This window comes from Arthrobacter sp. 001422645 (genome assembly GCF_059816125.1).
Genome location: NZ_JCBANT010000017.1, coordinates 1 through 22528 on the forward strand (window position 1 = coordinate 1; position 22528 = coordinate 22528).

The 22528-nt window shown below is 68.0% G+C and carries 20 protein-coding genes and 6 tRNA genes; 18 read left to right on the forward strand and 8 right to left on the reverse strand.

The window, feature by feature from the left end:
- Window positions 1–737: 737 nt before the first annotated feature.
- Together AC6EUH_RS15660 and AC6EUH_RS15665 are read right to left on the reverse strand one after the other, a co-directional pair.
- On the reverse strand, window positions 738–1586 hold the full coding sequence (locus tag AC6EUH_RS15660; protein ID WP_056431498.1) for a cytochrome: 849 nt from the start codon (window positions 1584–1586) through the stop codon (window positions 738–740).
- Between the two features lie 107 nt (window positions 1587–1693).
- Window positions 1694–1765, reverse strand: a tRNA-Val gene (locus tag AC6EUH_RS15665).
- Between the two features lie 327 nt (window positions 1766–2092).
- On the opposite strand from AC6EUH_RS15665, the gene AC6EUH_RS15670 reads away from it, so the two are divergent.
- The 6 genes from AC6EUH_RS15670 (at window position 2093) to AC6EUH_RS15695 (ending at window position 3079) form a co-directional block, all read left to right on the forward strand.
- Window positions 2093–2165: transfer RNA gene (locus AC6EUH_RS15670), tRNA-Gly, on the forward strand.
- A 45-nt stretch (window positions 2166–2210) separates the two neighbouring features.
- Window positions 2211–2281, forward strand: a tRNA-Cys gene (locus AC6EUH_RS15675).
- Between the two features lie 38 nt (window positions 2282–2319).
- Window positions 2320–2394, forward strand: a tRNA-Val gene (locus AC6EUH_RS15680).
- Between the two features lie 57 nt (window positions 2395–2451).
- Window positions 2452–2524, forward strand: a tRNA-Gly gene (locus tag AC6EUH_RS15685).
- A 38-nt stretch (window positions 2525–2562) separates the two neighbouring features.
- Window positions 2563–2637 (forward strand) — tRNA-Val (locus AC6EUH_RS15690).
- A 172-nt stretch (window positions 2638–2809) separates the two neighbouring features.
- Window positions 2810–3079, forward strand: a complete 270-nt coding sequence (locus AC6EUH_RS15695; protein ID WP_056431495.1) for an antitoxin — start codon at window positions 2810–2812, stop codon at window positions 3077–3079.
- Between the two features lie 296 nt (window positions 3080–3375).
- Here the strand turns inward: AC6EUH_RS15695 and zapE are convergent, their stop codons facing one another.
- Window positions 3376–4413 carry a cell division protein ZapE gene (zapE, locus tag AC6EUH_RS15700; protein WP_499739223.1) on the reverse strand — a complete coding sequence of 346 codons (1038 nt, stop codon included), beginning with the start codon at window positions 4411–4413 and terminating at the stop codon, window positions 3376–3378.
- A 266-nt stretch (window positions 4414–4679) separates the two neighbouring features.
- On the opposite strand from zapE, the gene AC6EUH_RS15705 reads away from it, so the two are divergent.
- The 3 genes from AC6EUH_RS15705 to ybaK are packed head-to-tail and all read left to right on the forward strand — an operon-like array spanning window position 4680 to window position 6617.
- A complete protein-coding gene (locus AC6EUH_RS15705; RefSeq protein WP_499739224.1) occupies window positions 4680–5597 on the forward strand; it encodes a sulfurtransferase in 918 nt (305 codons plus the stop codon).
- Window positions 5598–5618: 21 nt separating this feature from the next.
- A complete protein-coding gene (locus AC6EUH_RS15710; RefSeq protein WP_056431486.1) occupies window positions 5619–6077 on the forward strand; it encodes a SufE family protein in 459 nt (152 codons plus the stop codon).
- Between the two features lie 42 nt (window positions 6078–6119).
- Window positions 6120–6617, forward strand: a complete 498-nt coding sequence (ybaK, locus tag AC6EUH_RS15715; RefSeq protein WP_056431483.1) for a Cys-tRNA(Pro) deacylase — start codon at window positions 6120–6122, stop codon at window positions 6615–6617.
- A gap of 78 nt (window positions 6618–6695) precedes the next feature.
- Here ybaK and AC6EUH_RS15720 read toward each other — a convergent pair whose 3' ends face one another.
- Complete coding sequence (locus tag AC6EUH_RS15720; RefSeq protein WP_499739225.1) at window positions 6696–8051, reverse strand: alpha/beta hydrolase family protein; 1356 nt, start codon at window positions 8049–8051, stop codon at window positions 6696–6698.
- A 187-nt stretch (window positions 8052–8238) separates the two neighbouring features.
- On the opposite strand from AC6EUH_RS15720, the gene AC6EUH_RS15725 reads away from it, so the two are divergent.
- The 9 genes from AC6EUH_RS15725 to AC6EUH_RS15765 all read left to right on the forward strand — a co-directional run bounded on the left by AC6EUH_RS15725 (window position 8239) and on the right by AC6EUH_RS15765 (window position 18755).
- The gene (locus AC6EUH_RS15725) at window positions 8239–8727 is read left to right on the forward strand and encodes a hypothetical protein (RefSeq protein WP_056431480.1); all 489 of its coding nucleotides are present in this window, start codon (window positions 8239–8241) and stop codon (window positions 8725–8727) included.
- 14 nt (window positions 8728–8741) lie between these two features.
- Window positions 8742–9257 (forward strand): peptide-methionine (R)-S-oxide reductase MsrB, encoded by a 516-nt coding sequence (gene msrB / locus AC6EUH_RS15730; protein WP_499739226.1) that lies wholly within the window; start codon window positions 8742–8744, stop codon window positions 9255–9257.
- A 298-nt stretch (window positions 9258–9555) separates the two neighbouring features.
- Complete coding sequence (locus AC6EUH_RS15735; RefSeq protein ID WP_499739227.1) at window positions 9556–10965, forward strand: DUF6421 family protein; 1410 nt, start codon at window positions 9556–9558, stop codon at window positions 10963–10965.
- Window positions 10962–11720 (forward strand): SDR family oxidoreductase, encoded by a 759-nt coding sequence (locus AC6EUH_RS15740; protein WP_499739228.1) that lies wholly within the window; start codon window positions 10962–10964, stop codon window positions 11718–11720. Before AC6EUH_RS15735 ends, AC6EUH_RS15740 begins: the two co-directional genes overlap by 4 nt.
- An 88-nt stretch (window positions 11721–11808) precedes the next feature.
- Window positions 11809–12897, forward strand: coding sequence for a threonine aldolase family protein (locus AC6EUH_RS15745; protein ID WP_499739258.1), 1089 nt, complete (start codon window positions 11809–11811; stop codon window positions 12895–12897).
- A gap of 72 nt (window positions 12898–12969) precedes the next feature.
- Window positions 12970–13617, forward strand: coding sequence for a DUF3000 domain-containing protein (locus tag AC6EUH_RS15750; protein ID WP_056431465.1), 648 nt, complete (start codon window positions 12970–12972; stop codon window positions 13615–13617).
- Window positions 13618–13703: 86 nt separating this feature from the next.
- Window positions 13704–15077, forward strand: coding sequence for an HRDC domain-containing protein (locus tag AC6EUH_RS15755; RefSeq protein WP_499739229.1), 1374 nt, complete (start codon window positions 13704–13706; stop codon window positions 15075–15077).
- A gap of 271 nt (window positions 15078–15348) precedes the next feature.
- Window positions 15349–16593, forward strand: coding sequence for a thiolase family protein (locus AC6EUH_RS15760; protein WP_499739259.1), 1245 nt, complete (start codon window positions 15349–15351; stop codon window positions 16591–16593).
- Entirely contained in the window at window positions 16590–18755 is a 2166-nt protein-coding gene (locus tag AC6EUH_RS15765) for a 3-hydroxyacyl-CoA dehydrogenase NAD-binding domain-containing protein (RefSeq protein WP_499739230.1), read from the forward strand. Before AC6EUH_RS15760 ends, AC6EUH_RS15765 begins: the two co-directional genes overlap by 4 nt.
- 112 nt (window positions 18756–18867) lie before the next feature.
- On the opposite strand, the gene AC6EUH_RS15770 is transcribed toward AC6EUH_RS15765, so the two are convergent.
- From AC6EUH_RS15770 to AC6EUH_RS15785, 4 genes are all read right to left on the reverse strand, one after another.
- Window positions 18868–19215, reverse strand: coding sequence for a VOC family protein (locus AC6EUH_RS15770; RefSeq protein ID WP_499739231.1), 348 nt, complete (start codon window positions 19213–19215; stop codon window positions 18868–18870).
- Between the two features lie 109 nt (window positions 19216–19324).
- Window positions 19325–20908, reverse strand: coding sequence for an ABC transporter ATP-binding protein (locus AC6EUH_RS15775; RefSeq protein ID WP_499739232.1), 1584 nt, complete (start codon window positions 20906–20908; stop codon window positions 19325–19327).
- Window positions 20890–21642 carry an energy-coupling factor transporter transmembrane component T gene (locus AC6EUH_RS15780; RefSeq protein WP_499739233.1) on the reverse strand — a complete coding sequence of 251 codons (753 nt, stop codon included), beginning with the start codon at window positions 21640–21642 and terminating at the stop codon, window positions 20890–20892. Before AC6EUH_RS15780 ends, AC6EUH_RS15775 begins: the two co-directional genes overlap by 19 nt.
- 13 nt (window positions 21643–21655) lie before the next feature.
- Complete coding sequence (locus AC6EUH_RS15785; RefSeq protein WP_499739234.1) at window positions 21656–22522, reverse strand: ECF transporter S component; 867 nt, start codon at window positions 22520–22522, stop codon at window positions 21656–21658.
- Between the last annotated feature and the right edge of the window lie 6 nt (window positions 22523–22528).

Below are 22528 nucleotides of genomic sequence, written 5' to 3' on the forward strand. Positions count from 1 at the left end.
ACCACCACGTGATCCACAAAGAGCAATGGACCATCCAAATCCGCACCGGTATCCCCTGGTTCATCCCGCCCCCGCACGTCGACCCGCGCCAAAAACCCCGACGCAACAACTACTTCCACCCCGCAAACCTCAACACCGCCGCCTGATACCGGCAGTGGTGTCAGGTGAAGCCGATCTGTCCTCAGGCTCTCCCGCAGGCTTCAGGGACTCCACTTGCGTCGGCACGGCATCAGCTGGGGTCATCAAGGCGTTCTGACGGGGCCAGCAGATCATGCGCGGCACACTCGCACGTGAAATGGGCGGGCCACGAGCGAAGGCCAGTGCGGCACACTCGTACGTGAAATGGGCGGGCCACGAGCGAAGGGCACGACGGCAGCAGGCTGCGTGCGGGCGCCGGGCGGCTTCGTCACGTTAGGAGGCGGCGATGGCGCCCAGCACGGTCAAGAAAAGCGAGCGACCCGTGCGGTCAAGAGACGCGAGCTACCCACCGGGGCCGGGAGCCGGAATGGGATGAGTTTCGCAAAAGCTACGGGCTGCGGCTGAATGTGTTGCAAAAATTGCCCGGGGCTGCGGAAGATTCCCGCCGCTTTGGGATGCCGCCGATGCCGGCACACCCCGCGCCACCCTCGACACGCCTCGTGCCAGTGTTCAGCACTCCGCGCCATGTCCAGTACACCGAGCGCGCATCCTCGGCACGCAGCGTATGGTCTACGGCCCGGCGGGCGGCCGTGTGGGCCCTACCGGGTGAGAGGCGGTGGCGCCAGAGGAAGCAACGCCGTTCCGGCGGCAACGGTGTCGGCGGACATCTCCCACACCCTCCGCAGGGCACAGAACTTCCACCAGTGGTGCTTCAGGACCTCCGGGTTGGCACGCAACGGACGGACCTCGGTCTGCCCAATTGCGACAGCCAGCAAGATTGGGGAATCGCCGTGCTGCCAGGCTTCCCACTCCCCTGCCACCGGATCCACGAGGCTTTCCTCTGCCTTCATTCCGGCCACCAACTGCATGACCACTTTGTCATCCAGCGGTTTGACGGTGCCGTCGCGGCTGGTCCCCTTGGTTTTGTAATCGATAAGGCATATCCGGCCGTTGATCCTGGCGACGAGATCCAAGGTGCCGGCGTACCCGACGGTCTTGTTCCAAACCGTGATCTCCGGGGCGATCGGTTCCACTTGGAAGAGGTCCCACCACTCGTCGAAGCGGGCAGCGAAGGCTTCTTCACCGTTGGCGGCAAGAGCTTCGCGGGTTTCCTTCATCTGATGCGGACGGCCCAACGCACGCAGGGCAACCTGCTCGCAGTAGTTGTGCACACGATCCCCGCGCTTCGCAGCGTCGTCGCGGTAGGTCTCCGCTGCCTTGGCCGCACGGCTCACCGCTTGGCGTACTTTGGCCGGGCTGCCCAGGATGCCAGGGAGTGTGGGGTCCTGGGCCAGGCTGTTGGCGCCCATGTATCCGAACCAACCGTCCAAACCGTGGGGCTGTTGGCCGATCACGGTGGTGATGGAGGGAACGGAGAACTGCTCTGACGTGGAGCGCGCATACATCCGGCCATATTCCGTGGCATGGGCAAGAAGTGGGGCGGTCATGGGAAGACTCTTTCACGGGGGTCTGACAGTGGAGAAAAACGGCAGTCCGGCTGCACTAACAAGAATGGTCCGCCCCGCTCGGTGAGCGGAACGGACCATTTATTGGGTGGGCGATACTGGGTTCGAACCAGTGACCTCTTCGGTGTGAACGAAGCGCGCTACCACTGCGCCAATCGCCCCAATGCCATTGAATGCTAGCCCACCCCGGCGGAATATAGAAATCGAGGTGCCACGCCGCGCTTGCGTCACCAATTGAGTCCTCCGCCCGACGCCCTGATCACCCTGCCAAGCGACTTGGGTCGCCGGAGGACCCCGGTGGCGACGCCCGAAAAGGCAGGCTAATTACAGGGGTGTAGTTTGCAAGAACCGCTAGAACTCAAGGATGCGAGGGTCTCGGCCCCCGCCGTCCTCGCCCCGATTTGTAAGTTCCCAGAACCTCCTATAGAGTTCTTACTCGTTGGAACGCGAGGAAATGCCGATTGCGGCGGGGAATTGCAGACAATATTGCGGACGTAGCTCAGCTGGTAGAGCACCACCTTGCCAAGGTGGATGTCGCGAGTTCGAATCTCGTCGTCCGCTCGCAGGACACTGTCACGGTATGGTTCTTCGGAATCCTATCTACACGGTGGGTTGGCCGAGAGGCGAGGCAGCGGCCTGCAAAGCCGTATACACGGGTTCGAATCCCGTACCCACCTCGGTGAAAACCCTGGTTCCGGTTTAGGTCGGATGCAAGGGGCGATTGGCGCAGCGGTAGCGCGCTTCCCTGACACGGAAGAGGTCACTGGTTCGATCCCAGTATCGCCCACCAAAGTAAGGCAACTTACTTGATGCAGTACCACCGGCCCAGCCGGCATGGACTAAAAATGCGGACGTAGCTCAGCTGGTAGAGCACCACCTTGCCAAGGTGGATGTCGCGAGTTCGAATCTCGTCGTCCGCTCTCTTCATGACAACTCCACACCGGATCCTTCCGGTTGCGGGCGATTGGCGCAGCGGTAGCGCGCTTCCCTGACACGGAAGAGGTCACTGGTTCGATCCCAGTATCGCCCACCACAAAAGCAGCTCCCCCGGAGCTGCTTTTTTGTGCCCTGCGGGTCCTTCTACCCTGTTCGCCTGAAGCGATTTCTTTTACCCTCTGGGCGGACACCCTTGGCACCCCCGCCACGTCCCGCTAGGGTGGAAGACGCTAGGAGCGATCTGGCTCCGCGACCGAAGGGAGGTGCCCGTGGGTTTACTTGACGATCTAAAGGGCAAGGCTCAGCAAGTTATTGGTGGCAACGAAGGAGCCATCAAGGACGGCATCGAGAAAGCCGGCGACTTCGTCGACTCCAAAACCGGCGGAAAGCACGCCGACAAGATCGATGCTGTGCAGCGCGGCGCTTCCGACTTCGTGGACAAGGCGAACGACCGGCCGAACGCGGCCCCCGTCGCCGAACAGCCTCCCGTCGCCGGTGAGCACCCCGTAACCGGGGAACCCCGCCAGCCAGGCCTCTGACCCAGATACGTCAGCGAGGTGCCGGTCCCGCCGAGAGGCGGCGCCGGCACCTCCGGCGTTTAACGGCACGGCACGGCATTTATCGGCACACCGCACGACGCCGAGGATCGCTGAGCCGCGCCTTCAATCAGCCGCCCCGCGCCGCCCCATACGCACCGCCGCCCAGCCACACGAATCCGCTCCGCCTAACGGCATGTCTAACGAAACAACGCGGGGTCACTCATCGTCCATCCGGTGCAGCAGGATGGGCCGTCAGTGACCCCGCGATGTTGTGAACTCCGCGTTGGCTATGAACGTCAGGAGGGTTCGTGGTTCTGGCCCTCACGGGCCAGGGCGGTGAGGCGCGAAACGGCGCGGAAGTACTTCTTCATGTACCCGCCGGTCATCATTTCCTCGGTGAACAGCTGGTCGAACGGCACACCGCTGGCCAGGATCGGCACGTCCTTGTCGTAGAGCCTGTCCGCGAGAACGACGAAGCGCAGCGCGACGGCCTGCTCGGTGATGGTGTGGACGTTCTTCCAGACCACACCCTCGATGCCGTCGAGCAACTGGCGGTAGCGGCTCGGGTGGACGCCGGCCAGGTGGTCGATCAGGGTGCTGAACTCATCGCGCGCCACCGTCTTGCCGTGGAATTCGCTCTGCATGTGGTGCGTCAGCTGCTCGTTTGGCAGCGGCTGCGGCGCGGCGGGCAGGCCGCGGTGGCGGAAGTCCTCGCCGTCGATCCGGACGACGTCGAACTGGTCCGACAGCACCTGGATTTCACGGGCGAAGTCGACGGCGGCAAACCGGCCGTCGCCCAGGGAACCCGGCAGGGTGTTGGACGTGGCAGCAAGCTTGACGCCGGCGTCGGCCAGTTCGCGCATGAGCCGCGACATCAGCACGGTGTCGCCCGGATCGTCGAGCTCGAATTCGTCGATGCAGACCAGCTTGTAGTGGCTCAGGGCCTCGACGGTCTTGCGGAAGGACAGCGCCCCCACCAGGTTGGTGTACTCAACGAAGGTGCCGAAGGCCTTGGGGCCGGGGGCGGCGTGCCACAGCGAGGCGAGCAGGTGGGTCTTGCCGACGCCGAAGCCGCCGTCGAGGTAGATCCCGGCCCGGGAGGTGTCCTTCTTGCCGAAGAGTCGCTTGAAGAGACCGTCTCCGTCGCGTGCACCGACATTTGCCGCGAATCCCTCCAGCGCTTTGACCGCGACGGCCTGGCTGGGTTGGGACGGATCCGGCCGGTAGCTGGAAAACGACACCTCACCGAAGCGCGGCGAGGGATAAAAACCGTTGAGGAGTTCATCCACTGAAACTGCCGGGGTGCGGGCGGCGAGCTGTTCGATCTGTACCAAGGTGGTCCGTTCTGCTGGTCTCTTGTCCCCAGAAAGAATACCGGCAATGCGCGGGCCGCTTGTCGGTCCACCGCCTCGCGGCGTGGACTCGCGGCGTGGACTCGCGGCGTGGACGGGAGGACTTCACGTGACGAAGGCCATATTTCCGAGTGTGAACCCGGTGGAACAATCCGGGCGGGGCGTGGTTAGTGTTGGAGAAGGCCCGGCGCCGTTGTGCGATTCCTCCATGGCCCGGCCTCCTGACCGTTTCAGTGAAAGGCCATCAAATGCCCTACCCCGTCGAGCAGAACGAGAAGTTCGCCGCGTACGCCCACCCCGAGCGGCTCGTGTCCACCGAGTGGCTGGCTGCCGCGATCGACTCCGGCGCCCTCCAGGACGGCAAGCTAGTGGTGGTGGAATCCGACGAGGACGTGCTGCTTTACGAGACCGGCCACATCCCGGGAGCCGTGAAGATCGACTGGCACACCGACCTGAACGACGAGGTCACCCGCGACTACGTGGACGGCGCGGCATTCGCCGCCCTCGCCGCGGCCAAGGGAATCTCCCGGGACAGCACGGTGGTCATCTACGGCGACAAATCCAACTGGTGGGCAGCCTACGCGCTGTGGGTCTTCACGCTGTTCGGTCACGAGGACGTCCGGCTGCTCGACGGCGGCCGGGACAAGTGGATCGCCGAAGGACGGGCTATCACCACGGACAAGACGGCCACCGCGGACGGCGACTACCCCGTCGTCGAGCGCAACGACGCCCCGATCCGCGCCTTCAAGGAAGACGTGCTGGCCCACTTCGGCAAGCCGCTGATCGACGTCCGCTCCACCGAGGAGTACACGGGCCAGCGCACGCACATGCCGGCCTACCCCGAGGAAGGCGCCCTGCGCGGCGGGCACATCCCCACCGCGGCGTCCATCCCGTGGGCGCGTGCGGCTGCCGAGGACGGCACCTACCGCGACCGCCCCGAACTTGAGGCACTCTACCTCGGCGAGGCCGGGCTGAAGGAAGGCGACGACGTCGTAGCGTACTGCCGCATCGGCGAGCGTTCCAGCCACACCTGGTTCGCGCTCAAGTACCTGCTCGGCTTCGAAACGGTCCGCAACTACGACGGGTCCTGGACCGAATGGGGCAATGCAGTGCGCGTCCCCATCGTCAAGGGCGCCGAGCGCGGCACGGTTCCGGCCGCCAGGTAGCCCGGGCGTAAGCTGGAAGAGATGAATACTGTTGCCCTTCCCACCGCACTGGCGGAAATTGTTGACGACTTCCAGGCCGTCACCGAGCCCGAACGGCTCCAACTGTTGCTCGAGTTCTCCCGCGAACTCCCGGAACTCCCGGAACGGCTCAAGGACCACCCGGAGCTGATGGAGCAGGTGGTCGAGTGCCAGTCGCCGCTGTTCCTGACCATTGAAACGGAAAAGTCCGACGGCGGCGCGGCCGACAGCGTCCGGCTCTTCTTCAAAGCACCGCCGGAGGCCCCCACCACCCGCGGCTTCGCGGGCGTGCTGCACGAAGGCCTCGACGGGCTGAGCCCGGCGGAGATCCTGGCCGTCCCGGATGACATGCCGGAACTGCTGGGACTGACCAGGGCCATCACTCCGCTGCGGATGCGCGGGATGACCGCGATGCTGGGCCGGATCAAGCGCAAGGTTGCTGCCCTCCCGCAGCACTCCTGACGGATACCCGGTCACTTAGGCAGCTGGACAAAACGGAACCCCATGGCACGCAAACAGGCGTCACAAGGAACCCCGGCAACCGCCGTACTGGCAGCCGCCGGGGTTCCGTTCGTCGCGCACCCCTACAGCCACGACCCTGCTGCCGCCAGCTACGGACTCGAAGCGGCGGAGGTGCTCGGCGTCGACCCGGCCCGGGTGTTCAAAACCCTGATGGTCGACGTCGACGGCCGGCTCGCCGTCGGCGTTGTGCCGGTGAGCGGGAACCTGGACCTCAAAGCGATGGCGGCCGCACTGGGCGGCAAAAAGGCAGCGATGGCGGACCCGGCAGCAGCCGAGCGCCGCACCGGCTACGTGCTGGGGGGCATCTCACCGCTGGGACAGCGGCAGCCCTCCCCCACCGTCCTGGATGACAGCGCCCTTGGCCTGGACACGATCCTCATCTCGGGCGGACGGCGCGGCCTGGACATCGAGCTGAGCCCGGCGGAACTGATCCGCCTCACCGGCGCACGCACGGCACGGATCGGCGCCGGCAGGAAGTAGCCGGCGGAACTAACAGCCGCCAAGCGCACCGAGTGTGCAGCACACAGCAGTGTTGCCGGAAAACACTGCCGCGAAGTGTCAACTCGGCGAGACAGGGGCCTCGGGGTTCGGCGACTCGGGATCAGGGGCCTCGGGGTTCGGCTGGCCGGGATTCGCGCGGGGTGCCAGCTGCTGACCGAGCCAGGCCGTGACCAGCCGCTCCCAGCGCTCCGGATCCACGTTCCATTCCTTGGTGTGCCGGGCGCGGTCGAAGGTCTCGAAGGTGACCATTTCCGGGTTTTTCTCGGCCAGGGCCGCGGATGGGCCGTAGGGGACGTATTCGTCGTCGACGCTGTGGATGATCAGGGTCGGCGTCCGCAGTTCCACGGCACGGGAAACCCAGTCCATGGCCTTCAGGTCCACCGGCGCGGCGAGGCCGGTCAGCCGCCGGCCCAGCTTGTGGCTCATCATCAGCTGCCCGTACCTGCCCACTGCCGACGGGATCCGGTTGAGCTCGGCGTGGTGCGCCAGCACGTTCACCCAGTTGATGACGGGTGCGTCCAACACCATGGCCCGGATCAGGGGGTGGTAGTGGGACAAATCGGCGGTCTGGAGGCAGATGGCCCCGCCCATGGACCAGCCGAAAAGCACGACTTCCCGGGCACCGTGCTCCAGCGCAAAACCGATGGCCGCCTCGACGTCGCGCCACTCGGTGGAGCCCAGGCCGTAGCGCCCGTCCTGTGCCGACGGCGCGAGCCCGTCATTGCGGTAGGTGATCACCAGGCTGGACATGCCCAGGTCACGGGCGGTCCGGACGGCCCGCAGGCATTCCTGCCGGCTCGCGCCGCGGCCGTGCACCATAATCGCCCAGACGCCCGATTCCTGCGGGGTCCGGACGAGCCACGCCGGTGCGGTCCCGCCGTCGACCTCGATGTCCACGTCCTCCGATGGCAGGCCGATGCTGGCGGGGTCGGGGTACGCGGCCCCGCTCCAGTATCCGCGGCGTGCCGTGCTGAGGTCCCCGCTGTAGACGGCTTCGACTTCGCGCTGGACGGTGCGCTCGGCCGGCGAGTAGGACACGATCCGGCCGATCCGGGCGTGGCCCCGGCCGCCGTCGAAGAAGAACCCGTAGACGCCCTCGACCGTGGCCTCGGGGGTGGCCGCGAGGATGAGCTGCAGCCCGTGCGCGCCCCGGATGACCGCGAGCACTTCCTGGTCCTCCTCCCTGACCCGGGCGGGAGTGATCACCCGGCGGGCAAAATAGAGGGCCAGGGCTGAGGAGCCGGCAGCCAGCAGACCGGCCGCGGCGCTCCCGCCGATGATGCCGGCCACCGCCCACTTGGCGCTGCCCGGAACGGAAACTTCGGCGGCGGAGTTCGCGACGGCGCGGGCGGCCTTTCCATGGGCGGTGGAGATCCGCTGCGGGTCCGGCAGGAGGCGTGAGGAGGAAGCCATGGCACCATTCTTACCGAACACCCGGCCCGGAGTGGCATCCGCGGGCGCCACGGACCCCGGCGGGCAGTTCCTGCTGACGGCCACCGCATGCTCCGGAGCTGCCGTGCGGAGCCGGCAATGCGGGGCCGTGCGGGTAGTCGGCGCCCCAATCCGTGCGGGTGCCCCGGCGCGCGACTAGGCTGGGGGCATGAGTGATCCAATCGTCATTTTGACAGAAGAGCCCCTCGGCGCGGACGACCGTGTCAACATCGAAACCCTGCTTGCCGGCGGTGATGCGCCGCTGGTGGTCCTGGTTCCGGCAAGCACGGAGCGGCACCTCCTGGTGGATTTCCTGGAGAACCTCTCCCTGCTGGAAATCTCCAAGGCCTTCCGTGAACTGACGGCACACTCCGATCCCGCAGGGGAACGCGCCGAAGCCGCTGAAACCCTGGCCGCCTCGCTCGCGGCACTGGCCGGCCTCGGCAGCGGTGTGACCGGCGAAATCGTCGAGGGAAAGGCCGTCGACGGAATGGTCGCCAGGGTACGCGAACTCGGCGCCGGACAGGCCGTCGTGATCACCCGCCCGCACGCTGTTGCGGACACCTTCCACACCGACTGGGCCACCAAGGCCCAGGACAAGTTGGGCCTGCCGGTCCTGCATCTGTACGCCGGTTCGGGATTTATCGGCGACTCCTGAGCGTTAGTCCAACTATGAGCATCTTCAGTAACAAGCCCAAAGTCTCACCCGTAGCCTCCCCCGCCGGGACGGCAGCCGACAGTGCTGCCGGACAGGCGGCTCACCCGCAGGTCGAAAATTCGCCTGTCGAGAAGTCGGAAGAGCAGTGGCGCCAGGAACTGACGCCTGAGGAGTACCGGGTCCTGCGCCAGGCCGGGACGGAGCGGCCCTACACCGGCGAGTACTGGGACACCCACACCGCTGGCGTCTACCAGTGCCGCGCCTGCGGCACAGAGCTGTTCACCAGCCGTGAGAAGTTCGATTCGCACTGCGGCTGGCCCTCCTTCTGGGCACCGCTTGCCGAGGGCACCGTCAAGTACATCCACGACAGGACCCTGGGCATGGAGCGGGTCGAAGTCCGTTGCGCCGCGTGTGATTCCCACCTGGGCCACGTGTTCGAGGGCGAAGGCTACGGAACCCCGACCGATCAGCGCTATTGCATCAATTCCGTCTCACTGAAGCTGGTCTCTGCCGGCGACGCCGGCAAGTAGCATCCGGGCCTGGCGCCCCCGGCGTCCCCGGGCCCGTCCACCGGGCGTCAGGGTGAATCACGTGGAGGGCCCCCGCCGGCGCCGCATCAGCGGCTGCCGCGGGGGCCTTCTGCCGTCCGGACGCAGAACACCCGGAGCGCACCCACGCCGCTGCTGGAGCTGGCACAGGCTGCACAGCCCACTTGCCACAGACCTTCTTATGCTCAGGCCAATTTTGCATTAGGAACCCTGATCTCTTGCTAGGCTCGATTTAGCAACAGACGAGCGACGCTCCCAGCACAGAGAAAGGTGCCCGCTGATGACCACCACCGCTTTCACCACCACCGCCCAGATCCCGGCCAGCTCCGCGGAATGGCTGCAGGTCAAGGCCGCAGCCACCGCCTTGCAGGCACTCCAGGTCCAGGACGGCTCCGTTCCGGAGACCGCCGACCATAAGGCGGCTGACGGGTACGTCCGGACCATCACGGCGGCCATCCAGGCCCTGGCACCGTCCTTCCCGCACGACGCCGACTACCTCTCCCTCCTCGTCGCTGACTTCGGCCGCTGGGCCGACGGCGGGTTCGGCGTGCCCGACTTCCTGGACTCCCTGCAGGCGTTCCAGCCGCAGCGGCACCGGGTGAACGGCTTGCAGCACCTCGTGGTCTTCCCGATGTACACCCAGAACGGCAGCAGCAACCGCCTGGTCGAAGCCGTGCTGATCGAGGTCATCTGGCCCGAGTTCATCGCCGGCCTGGAGGAGGGCGAATACTCCAACAAGCTCTTCGTCCCCATCCGCTTCCTGGACTTCACCCCCGGCTACGACACCAACTCCGCTGTGCTGTTCCCGGAAACCGTCGCCGTGCGCGAAACGCCCACGTTCACGTGGGGCGCTATCTTCGCCGACCGTGAGGCAGCCCGCTTCCGCCGCGTGCTCCGGGCCGCCGCGGACATCACCTCGCTGCAGCTTCCCGAGGACGCTGCCGGCCTGCTCGAGGACCAGGAGCTGACCGAGGAAACCTTCGTGATGTGGGACCTCATCCATGACCGCACCCACATGCGCGGCGACCTGCCCTTTGACCCGTTCATGATCAAGCAGCGCATGCCGTTCTTCCTTTACTCACTGGAGGAACTCCGCTGCGACCTGACCGCCTTCCGCGAGTCCGTCAAGATCGAAAAGGATGAAGACGCCGATCCGGAGGCACGCCGCCACGCGAAGCTGGTCCAGTACGCCGTGATCTTCGACCGGATCTTCCGCTTCGCCATCACCGGCAGCCGCGTCCGCAACTACGACGGCCTCGGCGGCCAGCTGCTCTTCGCCTGGATGCACCAGCACCACGTCCTGCACTGGACCGACAGCAAGCTCAGCATCGACTGGGACGAGGCGGCCGACGTCGTGGTGGAACTCGGCGCAAAGATCGAGGAGCTGTACTGGCGCTCGATCGACCGCCCCAAGATGGCCCACTGGCTCGCCGCCTACGAGCTGATCTCCGGGACCGTCACGCCCAACCCGGCCTCCGTCTGGGCCAAGGGCCCGGACGCACTGCCCCTGGCCGGCCCGCCGCGCGGGCTCACCGACCAGGTGCTCGACGACGAGTTCCCCCTCTCCATGTTCTACGAGGCGCTCGAAAAGAAGATGCGCCCCGTCATCGAATCCACGGCCGGCATCACGGGCACGACCGATACGGGCACGGCGGGCACCGCCACAAACGCCGCAATGAACGCCGGATGAGCGCCGGACGCGCACTGAACGTGGTGGTCACGGGCGGCAGCGGCCCTTCGGGGATCGCCGCCGCCCGGGCCCTGCGCAACGCCGGGCACACCGTTTTCACCGTGGGTTCGGACAGGCCCCGGATTGAGGCCGCCGCCGCGGAAGCCGGCAGCGGCGTCACACCGCTTGTGTGCGACCTCGCCGACCTCGCGGAGGTCCGGTCGCTGCACGCGAGCGTGCATGCCATGCTGGCCGGAACGGGAGGGACCCTCGACGGCGTCATCCACCTGGTGGGCGGCTGGCGCGGCGCCAAGGGCATCACGGACCAGAGCGACGCGGACTGGGAGTTCCTGGAACGCGGTGCCATCACCACGCTGCGGAACGTCACGCGGGTCTTCTTCGACGACCTCGCAGCCTCCGACGCCGGGCGCTTCGCCATGGTTTCCTCCACCGCCGTGAGCAAGCCGACGGCGGGCGGCGCCAGCTACGTGGCCGCCAAGGCCGCCGCCGAGGCCTGGACCCTGGCCGTCGCCGACGGTTTCCACCGCGGGCAGTCGGGACACAAGCAGGATCCCGTCGAACAGCACAGCGCCGCGGTGATCTTCGTGGTGAAGGCCCTCGTGGACCCGGCCATGCGGGCCAAGTCCCCGGAACGGACCTTCCCCGGCTTCACCGACGTCGAGGACCTGGCCGCTGCCGCCGTCGGGCTCTTCGCCTCCCCCGCGGCGGACGTGAACGGCCAGCGGCTGCTGCTGGGTACCGAACCCAAAGGCTGAACCCGGCAACAGACTTAGCCACTGACCCCATGCACCACACTTAGCCGTTGGGCCCGGACCTCCTTAGACTGAAAGCGTGAGCAAATCGATGACAAGCACAGTTGAAACTGCCCCTACCCGCACCGCAGCGCGGCTCCACGATCCTGCCGTCCGCGGCTTTGCCTCGGACAACTACTCGGGCGTCCACCCCGAGGTGCTGGCTGCCCTGGCCGCCGCCAACGAGGGCCACCAGGTTTCCTATGGCGAGGACGACTACACCGCCCGGCTGCAGCAGCTGATGGAGGAGCATTTCGGCGAAGGCATCGAATGCTTCCCGGTCTTCAACGGCACCGGCGCCAACGTGCTCTCGCTGCAATCCCTGCTGCCGCGGTGGGGGGCCGTGGTCTGCGCCTCGACCGCCCACATCAACATGGACGAGAACGGCGCCCCGGAGCGGATCGGCGGCATCAAGCTGCTGCAGGTCCCCACGGCAGACGGCAAACTCACGCCCGAGCTGATCGACAGGGAAGCGTGGGGCTGGGGCGACGAGCACCGCGCCCAGCCGCTGGCCGTGTCCATCACCCAGACCACCGAGCTCGGCACCTGCTACACGCCGGACGAGGTCCGGGCCATCGCGGAGCATGTCCATGCCAAGGGCATGAAGCTGCACATGGACGGCGCCCGCCTGGCCAACGCCGCCGCCCACCTGAGCGTGCCGCTGCGGGCCTTCACCCGCGACGCCGGCGTGGATATCCTCTCCTTCGGCGGCACCAAGAACGGCCTGCTCTTCGGCGAGGTCGTGGTCGCCCTGAACCCGGCAGCAGCCCAGGGGCTGATCTACCTGCGCAAAATGAACATGCAGCTGGCTTCCAAGATGCGCTTTATGTCCGCCCAGTTCATCGCCCTGCTCGAGGGTGACCTCTGGCTGCGCTCCGCCGCACACGCCAACGCCATGGCGGCGCGGCTGCGGGCCGGCGTCGAGTCCATCCCGGGTGTGGAACTGAGCCAGAAGACCGAGTCCAACGGCGTCTTCGCCGTCCTGCCGGCCGGTGTAGCCGACCGGCTGCGGAAGTCCTTCCGCTTCTACGACTGGAACGAGGCGGCCCGCGAGGTCCGCTGGATGTGTTCCTTCGACACCACCGAGGAAGACGTTGATTCCTTCATCGCTGCGATCAAGCGCGAACTCGCTGCCGGCTGAGCACTGCACGGCTTCCCCTGCCCGGCGGCGAGCCTGCCGGGCCGGGGACCGTCCCTTGCATACTCTTCCACTGTGAACGCAATTGACCAGGTTCCGGCAGATTTTCTTTTTGCCTTGGGGACCCTGCGGCAGGCACGAACCAGGAGCGAGCTGCGCCTGGAGGAGATTCCGGCGCCCGCGCGGTTGGCACCGTTCGCCGTCGCGCTCGGGGCGGAGGTTGTCGCCCCCGGCGGACCTGCCCTCTCCGGCGCCGCCCACGGCCCGGCCGCCGCGGCCCTGGCCCGTGCGTCCGGAAGCGACGACGTCGAACTGGCCACCGGGCGTTTCATCCTGCTCCACGACCCCGACGGATCCGAGGTGTGGGAAGGCGAATTCCGGATCGTCACGTACATTCGCGCCCAGCTGGAACCGGAAATGGGCAACGACGCCATGCTCGGCTCCGTCGCCTGGACCTGGCTCGTCGAAGCCTTGCAGAACCACGCCGCGCCGTACCGCTCGGCCGGCGGCACCGCCACGCGGGTGCTGTCCGAAAGTTTCGGAACCCTGTCGGAGCGGCCCGACTCGATCGACATTGAACTCCGGGCATCCTGGACGCCCGCCACGCCGGACATCACCTCCCACCTCGAGGCGTGGTCGGATATGGTCTGCACCTTCGCAGGCCTTCCGCCGCTGCCTGAAGGCGTCATCCCGCTGCCGCGCTGGCGCCGCGGGCTGGCCTGAGCCGGGCCCCGCGAACGCAGACAATCGGCCCGGTTTTGGCGAATGCGCGGCCCGCAACACTGTGTTGTCGCTAAACTAAAGTCATCATGACCCCTCATATTCCGGAAATCACCACCGCGGGCGCGGCCGCCAACACAGCACCAACCAACGCCGAGGCCACGGACGCCACAGCCCACATCGCGGTGGACGGCTTCGACAGCCTGGTCCCCGAGGTCATCGACCTCGACGCCCCCCGTGACGGCGTGCCGCTCGTCATTGAAACCCAGTCCGGCCTGGAACGGTGCGCCGCAGCCCTCGCCGCAGGCCACGGCCCCGCGGGGGTGGACGCCGAACGCGCCTCCGGATTCCGGTACGGCCAGCGCGCCTTCCTGGTCCAGATCCGGCGCGAAGGCTCCGGCACCTGGCTCATCGATCCGGAACCCTTCGGGAACCTGGACATCATCAACGACGCCCTGCGTGGTGTGGAATGGATTCTGCACGCGGCCAGCCAGGACCTGCCCTGCCTGTCCGAACTCGGCATGTGGCCGGACAAACTCTTTGACACCGAACTCGCCGCCCGCCTCGCCGGGCTTCCCCGCGTGGGCCTCGCCGCCGTCATCGAACAACTCCTGGGCTTCGGCCTCGCGAAGGAACACTCCGCCGCCGACTGGTCCACCCGGCCGCTGCCGGAGCCGTGGCTGCGGTACGCCGCGCTCGACGTCGAGGTCCTCACCGAACTGCGCGAGGAACTCATCGAACTTCTGGTCGCCGACGGCAAGCTGGACTACGCCGAACAGGAATTCGCTGCCATCCTCGAAGCCGGCCAGGCGCCTCCTCGCGTCGACCCGTGGCGCAAAACCTCGGGACTGCACCAGATCCGTGACCGGCGCCAGCTGGCTGCGGTCCGCGAGCTGTGGATGGAGCGCGACTCACTGGCCCAGAAGCGCGACGTCGCTCCCGGCCGGCTCCTCCCCGATTCCGCCCTCGTCGCCGCGGCCAAGGCCATGCCCACCACCGTGCCCCAATTGCTGGGCACCAAAGGCTTCCACGGCCGCGCGGCCCAGCGCGAGGCGCCGAGGTGGCTGCGCTGCATCAGCACAGCCCGGGCCTTGGAGGAACTCCCGCCCCTGCACCTGCCCACGAACGCTCCCCCGCCTCCGCGCGTATGGGCCGACCGGGACCCGGAGGCCGCCGCGAGGCTCGCCACCGCCCGGCCCCTGCTGCAGGCCAAGGCCGAGGAGCTGAACATGCCGGTGGAGAACCTGCTGACGCCGGATTACCTCCGCCGTGTCGCCTGGCGTCCGCCGGCCGAGACCAGCGAGGAAGGGATCGCTGAGGAACTGGCCAACCTCGGGGCCCGCCAGTGGCAGATCGAACTGGTCGCCCCGCTGATCGCCGAGGCCTTCGCGAACCCGCAGCCCCTGCCGGCCAAAGAAGCCAAGCCCGCGCCCGCCGGAACGGCCCCGGACACTGCGACCTAAGCCGCCCTGCTCCAACCCCAGGAAGACTCCCCCGCCGGCACGCATCTCTCTGCCGGCATAAGGCTCCAGACGGCGCGGCGCCGGACTCCTTGCCAGCTATGTTACTGACGAGTAACATGGTGTCTGATGTCGCCCGGATCCGTGCTGCCCTTGGCTCCCAGAGCCCTGGGCCCGGAACCGGCACCCATGTCTCGATGAGGAGTACCACGTGAGCGAACGCCCGAGCAGCGGAAGCAACAGCAGCGCAACCCCCAGCAGCGCAAGCGCCAGCATCGGAAGAGCCAGGACCGTGCGCGAGGTCGTCTTCGTCGACGGCGTCCGGACCCCGTTCGGCCGCGCCGGCGAGAAAGGCATTTACGCCGGAACGCGCGCCGACGACCTCGTGGTCAAGTGCATCCGGGAACTGATGCGGCGCAACCCGTCCCTCCCCGCCGATCGGATCGACGAAGTGGCCATCGCGGCGACGACCCAGACCGGCGACCAGGGCCTGACCATCGGCCGCACCGCCGCCCTGTTGGCCGGGCTGCCACGCACCGTGCCGGGCTTCGCGATCGACCGGATGTGCGCCGGCGCCATGACCGCCGTGACGACGACGGCGAGTGGCATCGGCTTCGGCGCCTACGACGTTGTGATCGCCGGCGGCGTGGAACACATGGGCAACCATCCCATGGGTGCCGGCGCCGACCCTAACCCCCGCTTTATGTCCGAACGGATCGTGGACCCGGCCGCCCTGAACATGGGCAACACCGCCGAAAACCTGCACGACCGCTTCCCCGCCATCACCAAGGACCGCGCTGACGCCTACGCCGTTGCTTCCCAGGACAAGCTGGCGGCCGCCTACGCCAAGGACCAGATCCAGCCGGACCTGGTGCCCGTCGCGACAATGAAGCCGGGCCAGGGCTGGACCGTCAACACCGTGGATGAACCGCCGCGCCCGGGCACCTCGGTGGAGGACCTCGCCGCGCTGCGCACCCCGTTCCGCGCGCACGGCCGGGTCACGGCCGGCAACGCCGCCGGCCTCAACGACGGCGCCACGGCCGCCCTGCTGGCCTCCGCCGACGCCGCCAAGGAACTTGGCCTGCCGGTCAAGATGCGCCTGGTCAGCTACGCCTTCGCCGGCGTCGAACCGGAAGTCATGGGTATCGGCCCTGTCCCGGCCACCGAAAAGGCCCTCAAGAACGCCGGGCTCGGCATCGAAGACATCGGCCTGTTCGAAATCAACGAGGCTTTCGCCGTCCAGGTCCTCAGCTTCCTGGACCACTTCGGCATCGCCGACGACGACCCTCGGGTCAACCGCTACGGCGGGGCGATCGCCGTCGGACATCCACTCGCCTCTTCCGGGGTCCGGCTGATGAACCAGCTGGCCCGCCAGTTCGAGGAGGACCCCACGGTCCGCTTCGGCATGACCACCATGTGCATTGGCCTGGGCATGGGTGCCACCGTCATCTGGGAGAACCCGAACCACGCCGACTACGGCACCGAATACACCACCAACAAGACTGGAGCCGCAGCATGAGCGCCGCCGATTTCCACAAGCTTGCCGAGCTGTTTCCGAACGAGACGGTGACGCACTCCTACGTCCAGGACATCCAGTTGCCCGCCGTCAACGGCACGAGCCCCGGCACCTTCGCCTTGGTCACGCTGGACAACGGCCTGGACCACTCCAAGCCCACTACCCTGGGCCCGAACACCCTGATTGAGCTCGGCACCGTCCTGGAAGGCCTGAAGGAGCGTGCAGCGCGCGGCGAGATCGCGGGCGTTGGCGTGACCGGCAAGCCGTACTTCCTGGTCGCCGGCGCAGACCTGTCCACCGTCAAGTCGGTCAGCGGCCGTGAACAGGGCCTTTGGATGGCCCAGCTCGGCCACGACGTCTACTCCACCCTGGCAAACCTGGGCGTCCCCAGCTTCGCCTTCATCAATGGCCTCGCCCTGGGCGGCGGGCTGGAAATCGCGCTGCAGTCCACGTACCGCACGGTGTCCACCGCTGCCGGGGCGCTGGCCCTGCCCGAGGCCTTCATCGGCCTGATCCCGGGCTGGGGCGGCGTGTACATCCTGCCCCGCCTCATCGGCCCGGAAAACGCCCTCAAGGTCATGATCGAGAACCCGCTGAGCAACAACCGCACCCTCACCGGGCCGCAGGCGTTCAAGCTGGGCGTGGCGGACGCCATGTTCGAGCCCGCGGACTTCGTCGAACAGTCCGTCGCGTGGGCCGCGCAGGTCATCGCCGGCGCCGTGACGCCTGAGCGCGCCAACGCCGTCGACCCCGCCGATCCCGGGGTCGCCGCCCGCTGGGCCGCCGCCATCGCTGCGGGCCGGACGTTCGTGGCGGCCAAGACCTCCAACGCCTCCCCTGCACCGGCCAAGGTCCTCGAGGTGATGGAAGCCAACCGCACGCTGACACAGGCCCAGTCCGCGGAGCTGGAATGCGAGACCCTCGCGGACCTCATGCAGACCGACGAGTTCCGCTCCACTGTCTACGCCTTCCTGGACCTCGTGCAGCGCCGGTCCAAGCGGCCCGCCGGCGCCCCGGACCGCAAGCTCGCGCGCCCGGTGACCCGGATCGGCGTCGTGGGTGCCGGCCTCATGGCCAGCCAGCTGGCCCTGCTCTTCGCCCGCCAGCTCAAGGTGCCTGTGGTGATGACGGACATCGACCAGGCCCGCGTGGACAAGGGTGTGGGTTACGTGCACGCCGAAGTGGACAAGCTGCTGCAGAAGGGCCGGATCAGCCCCGATGCCGCCAACCGGACCCGGGCGCTGGTCACCGGGTCGGTGTCGAAGGAGGCCTTCGCCGATGCCGACTTCGTCATCGAGGCGGTCTTCGAGGAGCTCAATGTCAAGAAGCAGGTGTTCAAGGAAGTCGAGGCGATCGTTGCGCCGGAGTGCATCCTCGCCACCAATACCTCCTCGCTGTCCGTCACCGCGATGGCCGAGGACCTGGAGCACCCGGAGCGGCTGGTCGGCTTCCACTTCTTCAACCCCGTGGCCGTGATGCCGCTGCTGGAAATCGTCCGCGCCCCCAAGACCGACGACGCCGTGCTGGCCACCGCGTTCGAGCTCGCCAAAGGGCTCAAGAAGTCCGCCGTGCTGGTCAAGGACGCCCCGGCGTTCGTGGTCAACCGCCTCCTGCTGCGCCTCATGGGCGAAGTGACGGCCGCCTTCGACGAGGGCACCCCGGCCGACGTGGCGGACAACGCGCTGCGCCCGATGGGCCTGCCCATGACGCCGTTTGTGCTCGGCGCCATGGTGGGACTCCCCGTCGCACAGCACGTCCAGGAATCCCTCCACACCGCGTTCGGGGACCGGTTCCCGGTCTCGCAGAACCTGCAGAAGCTCATCGACAACGGGGTGAAATCCATCTGGGATCCGGCCTCGGTGACGGCCGGCAAGCCCGTGATCCCTGCCGAAACCCTGGCGCTGATGTCCTTCGGCGATTCGCCCTCCACCGCCGAGGAGGTGCTGCGCCGCACGCAGGACGCCCTGGCGGAGGAAATCGGCCTGATGCTGGACGAAGGCGTGGTGGCCGGCCCGGAGGACATCGACCTCTGCATGATCCTTGGCGCGGGCTGGCCGATGTTCCTCGGCGGCATCACGCCGTACCTTGACCGGGTGGGAGCCTCCCAGCGGGTCACGGGCAGGAAATTCCTGGCGCCCGGTGTGGCGTCCGAGCCGGCCGCTTAGCAGCCGAACATTGAAGCGCCGCCGTCCCCGCCGCCAGGCAGGGACGGCGGCGTTTTCGTCTATCGGGCCCGTCCCCTTCAGCGCCTGGCACGGCGATGACCCCTGGCCGCGGTCAGCACTCGCAGATCATCAGCACATTGCCGTCGGGGTCTTTGACGTTGAACCACTGGCCGTCCCGGATTTCGGTGACCTCGGAGCCGGCGCCCAGCAGGTGGATGTGGGCGGCCTGGATGTCCGCAGTGTTGAGATGGAACGCGGGAACTTTGAAGACAGCGTCGGCGGAGAAGATCTTGCTGTCTAGGACCAGGCCCGCCCCGTTCATCGGCAGTACATAAAGATGTCCGAAGAGAATTTCGCCGTCCGCCGGGACACCGAGCAGGCCGCAGTACCAGTCCCGGGCACTGGCGATATCGCTGACCGGGACGAAAACGGTTCCAATTTCGGGCGCTATGGGGTTCATTAGCGGCTCCTCCTGATCATCTGCCTGCACGTTACGGGAAACTCCCAGCAATATACCTTCGCCGCCGATCTTCGGTTAGTCACAGGCGACCATCAGATCTCCCGGCGTGTCAGATCTCCCGCAGGCTCCCGCCGTCGAGGGCCAGGACGCGGTGGGCGGTGGCGCGCGCGTAGGCGAGGTCGTGGGTGACCAGGACGATTCCGGCACCCCGCGCCGCCGCGGCGGCAACGGCATGCTGCAGCCGTTCGAGGCCGTTCCGGTCCAGTCCCACGGTCGGCTCATCCAGGGCGAGGACTGCAGGCGTCCGGGCCAGGACCGTGGCCAGGGCGAGCAGCCGCTGCTTCGATGACGGCAGTTCGGCCGGGTGCGTCTGGGCTGCATCTGCGAGCCCGACGGCGGCCAGCGCCTCGAGCGCCCTCCCGGCCGCGGTTTCCCCGCCGGCGAGCCGACGCAATCCGAAGCCGACCTCCCGCAGCACCGTCCGTTCGAAAAGCTGGTCCCGGGGCTGTTGGAACAGCAGCCCGACCGTGCAAGCGACGCGTCCCGTCGGGATGCCGGCGATGCTTTTTCCCGCAAGGAGCACCTCGCCGGTCTGCGGTTGCAGCAGTCCGTTGAGGTGGCGCAGCAGGGTGGACTTACCGGCGCCGTTGGGTCCGGTGACTGCGACGATCTCCCCCGGCCGCACGGTCAGGTTTAGGTTGTGCAGCACAGGTGCCGGCCGCGCCGTCCCGGCAGAGCGCTTGGTGGTTCTTGTGGTGGTTCCGTAGCCAAAGCCGACTCCCCGCAATTCCAGGACCGGGGCGGCGGGGGCTGCCGGGGCGGGCCGCGTTCCCGGCGACGCGGCACCCCTGCCTTCGGCCACAATCCCGGCGTCGCTGAAAGCGGCGCCCTCCTCCACCTCGGCCGGCGGGCCTTCAGCCGTCACCGTGCCGCCGTCCAGCACGATCCAGTGCCCGGCGCTGCGGGCCAGGGCGTCAGCCCTCTGGCTCAGGAGCACAACGGCGGTGCCGGCGTCGAGCAGCCCGTCCACCAGGTTCCGCAGCTGAGCGGCCCCTGCCGCGTCGAGGGAGGCCAGCGGTTCGTCGAGCACCAGCACCCCGGGCTCCGCGATGACCGCGCAGGCCACCGCCAGGCGGCGCAGCTCGCCGCCGGAGAGCTGCGCCGGGTTCCGCCCCATCAGACCGGACAAGCCCGTCCCTTCGGCAGTCCGGGCCGCCTGCCGAATCATTTCGACGCGGGGCACACCACGGTTTTCCAGTCCAAAGGCCAGCTCTTCCGCCACCGTGGAGCGCACGGAGGACAACATGGCACCGGCGTCCTGGGGCACGTAGCCCGCCCGGCCGGACCATGCGGCAGGGTTGATCCGGGGATCATTACTATTGCCGTGGAACTCCACGCGGTCCGCGCCGAGCGCCAGGCTGCCGCGCAGGACCCCGGAGTGGCCGGCCCGCAGCCAGCCTGCGAGCAGCTTGCCGAACGTGGTCTTGCCGCTGCCCGAGCCGCCCAGTACGGCGGTCAGGGTTCCAGGCAGGGCGGAGAGCTGCACATTCCGCAGCGCCTGGCCCGCGTCGCCGTGGAAGCTGAAGCTCGCGATCCGCGCGGCGGCAGCGGGCAGGGCGGCCGCGGGCAGGGCGGCGGTGGCGGGCTGCCGGCTGGGGGCATGGCTGCCGTCGTTCACGAGGCCACCGGCCACGCCGTGATCAACCGGAGCGCAACGGCCGCTGCGGTCAACAGGACAGCCGCCGCACGGAAGACCCGTTGCCCTGACGAATCCTGCAGCTGCCGGTAGCTGGTGCGAGGGCCGGGCGTACCGAAGCCGCGCGCCTCAAGGGCTTGCGCCCGGACGCCTGCATCTTCGACCAGGCCCAGCACCAGCGGCACGGCCTGCAGCCGGACGGCGGCAAGCCGGGACAGCAGCCCGCGCCCGACCACCAGTCCGCGGGCCTCCTGCGCCGCCCTGATGGCGGCGAGCCGGCCGGTCATGGCCGGCAGGAGCGTCAGCGCGGAAGCCAGGACGAAGCCCACCTGCGGCGGCAAACCCCGCGCGGCCAGCGCAGCGACCAGGTCAGGGGCGCTGACGGTGAAGGAGAAGAGCAGCAGCACCAGCACGCAGGCGCCTGTCCGGGTGCCCGCCTCCAGGGCGAAGGACAATCCTTCCGCCGTGACCCGGGCCGGCCCCCAGGCAGCCAGGACAGTGCGGCCCTCCGGGAAGAAGAGCCCGTGCAGCATCAGCAGCGACAAGCCCAAAGGCACCAGGACCGCAACTGCCGCAGCGAGCACACGGCGGCCGACGCCGGCACCGACGGCCAGCAGTGCTGCCGCGAGGGCGACCGCGACGGACAGCGGCCAGTGGCCTGCCGCCGTCGTGATCACCGCGGTGCAGCCGGCCGCCGTCAGCGACGTCAGCGGGTGAAGGGTGGAGGGCATTGTTGCTTCCGGCTCAGGCTTCCGGCTGGGTCTGCGGCTGACTCTCCGGCGTTGCCGGGCTCATACCGGCCAGCACCCGGAACGTGCGGACGAACGCGAACTGGAAGGTGGTGCGCCGCGGCAGCGCATAGACCAGCAGGGCGGCGATGGCGAAGACGATGGCCTTGTCCATGGGGTCCGAGATCAGCGCCTGCTTGGTAATGGCGGCGAGGAGGGTGTCGCCCATGGCGCGGAACGCGCTGACCACTGCTCCAGTGCCAAGGCCCGCGGTGCCGCCGAAGACGAAGGCCGCGATGGGGGCGGAGACGACGCCGGCGAGGATGCCGGTGACGAAGCCGGCCACGGGTGCGAGGTAGAAGCGGCGGAACAGCCCGCCGCGGGCGGCCAGGCCGGCCAGGAAGCCGATCAGCGCCGCCCCGGCGGCGAAGGGCAGCACGGTCGGGTTGAAGAAGGACCACACAATGGTGCTGAGGGCGCCGGTGGCGGCTCCTGCGGCGGGGCCGGCGAGGACGGCGATCAGCACCGTGCCAATTGCGTCGACGTAGAACGGCAGTCCGGTGGCGCCCATGAGCTGGCCCAGGACGACGTTCAGGACCAAGGCCACCGGCATCAGCACCAGCGTGGGCGTGGGGAGGGTAGGAAGCGCCGCCGCGATCAGCAGGACGGCGCCGAGCAGGAACCCGCCGAGCGCCACGAGCGCCGCGAAGCTGGCCGGGCCGCTGGCGATGTCCGCGGGCTGGGTGAGGACCAGGAAGAGGTAGGTGGCCACGATCGCGGCGGCGCCGCCCAGTTCCAGCAGGCGGCGGTTGCGCTGTGCCTTAGTTTTGCCGGCAGCGGAACCGGCGCCGGTGGCAGGGAGGAGCAGGGACTGCAGTGACATGGGGAT